We start from the raw sequence: 4,442 nt of genomic DNA on the forward strand, positions 1-4,442 counted from the left end.
GCAGCGCGACGATCGCGGCGGCTACGCCCGCACCCGCGTCTCCCAGCGCGAAGGTCGCCACGCATACCACGAATGCCAGGGCCGCGGCCCCGACGACGATGAGGCCGGGCGTGTTCGCCAGGTCGCGCTCCGGCTCGGCGTCATGTCGGTGAGTGGTCCGTTCATGGTCGACAGGGCTGTGCCTCATGGGCGTCTCCTCTGCTGTCACTTCCGTTCGGCCGCTTCCGTTGTGCTACCCGGATTGCCGTCGGGACAAACGACGCGAGACTGCGACGCCGAGGGTTCTGCGCTGCGCCCTACAGCGTCTGGTGCCGCCCGAAGTACTTATGGTCCTCGCTGTAGCCGCCGTAGCCGCTGCCGATGTCGCGGTAGTCGGCAACGAACTCGATTCCCTTGATCCACTTGACGAGTTTGAAGCCGTGCTGGAGTTCGTTGCGCAGCCGCAGCGGCCTGCCGTGCATGTAGGGGAGCGGCTGGTCGTTCATCTTGTAGGCGAGCATGGTCATGTGGTGGTCCATCTGCCCGATGTGGTGGGCGTTGTAATAGATGCCGCCCGTCGCGCCGAGGCCCATCGAATAGAACACCGCCCATTTGGCTTCCGGCAGCGGCTTGACGATGTCCATGATCGTCTTCATCTGCACGCCACCCCATTTGGCGACGCCCGACCACGCCTGGATGCAGAAGTGCTGGCTGATCTGCTCGTGGTAGGGCAGCGCCATCAAGTCCTCGAGCGAGAACTCCATCGGGTGTTCGACCAGGCCGTAGACCTTGAGCCGCCAGTCCTTGAAGTCGTTGGCTTCCAGCTCTTTGTACTCGACGGTCTCCGGCAGCCGGCCGTTGCGCCAGTGGTGCGGCGAGATGTCCTTCTCGGTGAAGGCGCCGGGTTTGGGGTCGAGCTGTTCGAGCATGCGCTGGAAGGGGCCCACGAGCGCGTAGCCGACCCGCTGGATGACCCGCGGATGGCGAATGGTGAACGGAGTGGCCCAAACCCACGCGATCGCCGTCAGCACCATGGCCGCGGCGAAGATCCCGAAGCCGACCCAGCTGTTGTCGTCGCGGGAGGCGAACATGTGGTTGAGGTTTCGCAGCGCGCTGGTCGTCAACACCATCGTGACGTGAACCAGGATGAAGAACAGGAAGTACACCAGCACCACGAAATGCAGCGACCGAGCGTGCTGGATGCTCAGGCGCTTGCTCAGCCAGTGAACGCGTTGCGACAGCGCGGGCGACATACCCAGGCCGGTGATCAGTGCGGCGGGTGCGGCAATGAAAACCGTGGTGAAGTAAGACAACAACTGCAGGCCGTTGTAGGCGACCCACCCATTGTCGGTCGGCCAGTCCAGGGACAGGTACTGAACCGCCACCGAGGCCGCGTTGGGGAAGACGTCCCAGCTGGTCGGGACGATGTGCCGCCACTGGCCCGTGACGAACAGCAGCACGTAGAAGACCGCGCCGTTGACGAGCCACAGCACGTCCACCCCGAGGTGCCACCAGCGGGCCAGCCCGATCGAGTGCCGGAACCCGGGCAGGCCGAATTGTGGTGGCAGGGCGACGGTGTCGGCGTTAGCCGTCCACAGCTCGTCGTCCGGCACCGGCGGGCCCACCCGCAGCCATTCGTCCTTGCCCGGGGTCGCGTTGCGGCTGAAGTAGAGCCGGGGATGGTCGCAGAGGATCTGGATCCCCGTCCTGATGATGAACATCATCATGAAGAGGTTGAAGAAATGGGTCCAACCGATCCACGCCGGGAGGCCGGGCGTCACACCGGAACTGTCCGTCCCGGGGTAGCGCTGGATGAAGGACTGCACCGCCGGCATGTTGTGCAGGCCTTTGCCGACGGCCACCCCGGCGACCAGCAGGGCAAACCCGATGGGGATCAGCCAGAGCAGGTTGAACCAGCGGTCGCGGCCGATGCGCAGCTTCGGGGCGGTCGCGCGCCTGGTGAGGTCGAAGCCGCCGCCATAGGTCTCGACGTCGATGATGTCTTCGGCGGTGTGAATCTCGCTGCGGAAATCCGGGGGGGACTCCAGCGGCGTGCCCACTGCCAGTGTCGATACATTGCCGTTCGGTGCTGCCCGCCCCCCGGTGAGTCCGGCGGAATCGGCGCTCGGGTTCCGATGTTCGGTGTTCGTCACGCGGCCGAAAATACACGGACCGACTTGTATAAATTGGACACGATCAGAAAGAACTGCGGCGTCCGCGCGCTCGCCGGGACCGACGGCCGCCGGCCCCGGCCCGCCGTAGGCAAAATTCGCCTCGACACTGGCCGAGATAACCGCAATCGCTCAACAAACCCGACGTTCTTACCGCAGATTCGGTTCATGGACGACCGCTGTGAGTTTGCGCAAAGTCTTCTGCAAGCTCGCTAGATCGGGTCGTGTCGGCGCACGCGGCGGACCGAAAGGGTCTCAATCGCGTTGATGGTCAACGCCCGGCGGGCGATCCGCCAGCGGTCGGTCAGCTCGTATTCGTCGTCGTAGCGCAGATGCCAGACGACGTCGACAAGCTCGTCACCGCGCTGGTCCCAATGGTGCGCGATGCACGCGACGCGTCCGCGCGCGGCGCCCGGCCGGGCGGCCCGGTCGTACACCTCGCCGACGATGGCGTGCTCGGTCCGGATGAGCGCCGCGACGGCGGCCACCGCGCCGGCGATGGCGTCTCGACCCCGGTGCGAACGGACCGGCTCCAGTGCGTTCGGCGGGTCGGCTACCACCAGCACGGCGGCATCGGTGAACAGCTCTGCGACGGAGTCGAATTGGCGCTCGTCGACGTGCGCGGCGTATCGGTGCACCACGTCGCTGAGGGCGGCCCGGTCATCGGTCGACAGCGGCATCGGGGTCACGCACTCAGTGACAGGCGTTGCGCACATGCCGACAGCAGGTCCTTGGCATGCTCGATGTCGGTGGTCGGCGGCATGGCCAGCACAAGCCGGTCGGCGCCCTGCTCGACGAGTCCGGCGGCGCGGTCGGCGTCGATCTTGTTGACCGCGTGGCCCAATGACACTTCGAGGGCCGCCGGATCGCGGCCGGCCGACGACGCCTCCTCACGCATGAGCGCGATCAACGACGCCAGGGCGCGGCCGGTCACGCCGAGCGGCTGAAAGCCGTCACCGAGCCGGCCCGCGCGGCGCGCCGCCGCTCGGCTGTGCCCGCCGATATGGATCGGAAGGCCAGGACCCGCAACGGGTTTGGGGTAGCACATGACGTTGTCGAAGTCGAAGAACTCGCCGTGGTGAGAGGCCCCGCGCGGGTGGTCGGCCCAGAGCGCCCGCAAGACGGCCAACTGCTCGTCGGCTCGGCGGCCGCGGTCCTCGAAATCGGCACCGCACGCCTCGAGCTCCTCCTTCAGCCATCCCACGCCCACGCACAGTCGCAGCCGTCCGCCCGACAGAGCGTCCACGGTGGCGGCCCGCTTGGCCAGGACCACCGGATGATGGTTCGGCAGCACCAGCACGCCGGTGGCCAGCCCCAGGGTGGCGGTGCTGCCGGCCAGGAAGGCCAGCAGGTCCAGAGGGTCGGGGATGGGGCAGTCGGCGGCCAAGCCGACGCGCCCGGAACCGTCATAGGGATAGACGCTGTCGTAGCGGGTGACCAGCACCGTGTGCTCCACGACGACGATCGACTCGAAACCGCACCGTTCCAGGTGGCCCGCGAAGGCCGCCATCCACTCCGGATCCGCGGTGACGCCGTCGGCGACCGGGGCCACGACTGAGACCTTCATGGCCTCAGAAGCTAACAGGCGCGCTCTCGGCCGCCGCGGGCGCGATTGCGTGGCGCACGGCCTCGGCCAGGGTGGCCGCCCGGGCATCGGTGAACAGGTCCTCGAGCAGCATCGGGCGGCCGTCCGGGCCGGTCAGCGGGATCCGCCAGTTGGGGTACTCGTCTGTGGTGCCGGGCTGATTCTGGGTCCGGCGATCACCCACCGCATCGGTCAGTGCCACGCCGACCAGCCGCGACGGTGTCCGTCCCAGGTACCGATACAGGGCGAGGACGACGCTGTCCGCGTCGGTCTCGCCGTCATCGAGCAACCCCACCCGGCGCAATTCGGCCATCCAGGCGGCCAGTTCGGCCCGGTCGGAGGCGAGTTCGTCCTCGGCGGGGCGGGTGAGCAATCCGAGCCTTTCGCGTAACCGCACGTGGTCACCCGCCAGGTAGCCGGCGGTCGGCGGCAGATCGTGGGTGGTCACCGAGGACAGGCAGTAGTCCCGCCACCGCTCGGCCGGCAGGGGACCGCCGTTACCGTCGCGGTCCAACTCGAACCACAGGATCGACGTGCCGAGCAGACCGCGCAACAACAGATAGTCACGCACCCAGGGTTCGACGGTGCCGAGGTCCTCGCCGACCACCAGCGCCCCGGCGCGGTGTGCCTCCAGGGCGACGATGCCGATCATCGCTTCGTGGTCGTAACGCACGTAGGTGCCTTCCGTGGGCGGCGCCCCTTCCGGG

The 4,442-nt window shown here is 67.6% G+C and carries 5 protein-coding genes; all 5 read right to left on the bottom strand.

The annotated features are described in order from the left end of the window. On the bottom strand, positions 1 to 187 hold a 187-nt coding region (locus tag A5692_RS29590), incomplete at its 3' end, for a hypothetical protein (protein ID WP_068061907.1). Positions 188 to 296: 109 nt separating this feature from the next. Next, complete coding sequence (locus A5692_RS25905) at positions 297 to 2,039, bottom strand: molybdopterin-dependent oxidoreductase (protein WP_068061915.1); 1,743 nt, start codon at positions 2,037 to 2,039, stop codon at positions 297 to 299. Positions 2,040 to 2,362: 323 nt separating this feature from the next. After that, positions 2,363 to 2,830: a nuclear transport factor 2 family protein gene (locus A5692_RS25910; protein WP_068061930.1), complete on the bottom strand. Its 468-nt coding sequence runs from the start codon at positions 2,828 to 2,830 to the stop codon at positions 2,363 to 2,365. A gap of 5 nt (positions 2,831 to 2,835) precedes the next feature. Next, the gene (locus A5692_RS25915) at positions 2,836 to 3,717 is read right to left on the bottom strand and encodes an LLM class F420-dependent oxidoreductase (RefSeq protein ID WP_068061920.1); all 882 of its coding nucleotides are present in this window, start codon (positions 3,715 to 3,717) and stop codon (positions 2,836 to 2,838) included. A gap of 4 nt (positions 3,718 to 3,721) precedes the next feature. Further along, on the bottom strand, positions 3,722 to 4,442 hold a 721-nt coding region (locus tag A5692_RS25920; protein ID WP_197514572.1), incomplete at its 5' end, for a 4-alpha-glucanotransferase.

It is taken from the genome of Mycobacterium sp. E342, assembly GCF_001667665.1.
In the GTDB taxonomy this organism is placed as follows: domain Bacteria; phylum Actinomycetota; class Actinomycetes; order Mycobacteriales; family Mycobacteriaceae; genus Mycobacterium.